Raw genomic sequence first — 923 nt, 5'->3', positions numbered from 1 at the left:
TATTAGATCTCTTTCATAAATCAAAAAACGATCTTCTTTTTGGTTGATATTTGCACTCCGGATTTCTTAACATTCGTGCATAATCTGCGGATGAAATACATCGATTCAAACAAGCTTTCTGATCCTCAGTTCAAGCGATACACAGGCATCTCATGGTCAACTTTCTATTTGATGGTTGAGCAATTGCAGAAGCATGCCTCTGCCAAAGGCAGACCGCCCAAGTTAAGCCTGGAGGATCAGGTTCTGCTCTGTCTGAGCTATTGGCGGGAATACCGAACCTTATTTCACGTTGCGACGAGTTACGGGGTTTCAGAGCCCACAGCCTCAAGAATTGTCCGTCATGTTGAAGACTGCCTGATTCGGTCCAATCTGTTTAATTTACCCAAAGATTTACCCGAGGGCGAAGGCATCGACTGGAATGTTGTGATCGTGGATGCCACGGAAATTCCAATCCAAAGGCCTAAAAAAACAATCGAGTTGCTATAGCGGCAAGAAAAAGACCCATACCTTTAAAGTACAGGCCATGATTCACTACAAAACTCAGCAAATTGTGAGTTTATGTACCAGTCGTGGTGCAGTGCATGATTTCGAGTTGTTCAAACGCAATTTAAACCAGATTCCTTTTGGGGCTTTTATCCTTGCAGATAAAGGCTATCAGGGGATTTATGTGTTGTATCCGAATAGCCTGTTACCATTAAAAGCCAAAAGACACTGTAAATTGGATCCTGAATTGAAAATTTATAATCAAGAAATCAATAAAAGAAGAATCGGAATTGAGCATGTATTTGGCAGCCTGAAAACCTTCAAAATCCTTGCTGAGCGTTATCGAAATAGAGGTAAAAGGCTTGGTTTGAGATTCAATTTAATCGCTGGAATCTACAACTTGGAACTGAGCAAAAAATGATTTATGAAAGAGGTCTATT

Annotated in this window: 2 protein-coding genes; both read left to right on the top strand. The window is 40.6% G+C overall.

All coding sequences use genetic code 11. From position 1 onward, the window contains the following. The first annotated feature begins 90 nt into the window (after nt 1-90). Nucleotides 91-486, top strand: a complete 396-nt coding sequence (locus AC1M9C_RS14875; RefSeq protein WP_481953969.1) for a transposase family protein — start codon at nt 91-93, stop codon at nt 484-486. Further along, the gene (locus AC1M9C_RS14870) at nt 434-904 is read left to right on the top strand and encodes a transposase family protein (RefSeq protein ID WP_481953968.1); all 471 of its coding nucleotides are present in this window, start codon (nt 434-436) and stop codon (nt 902-904) included. The genes AC1M9C_RS14875 and AC1M9C_RS14870 overlap by 53 nt, the downstream gene beginning before the upstream one ends. Nucleotides 905-923 lie beyond the last annotated feature (19 nt).

This window comes from Acinetobacter sp. 24-47-39 (assembly GCF_056783825.1).
Note: the sequence above shows the minus strand (reverse complement) of the source record. Positions and strands in the feature narration are given on the sequence as shown.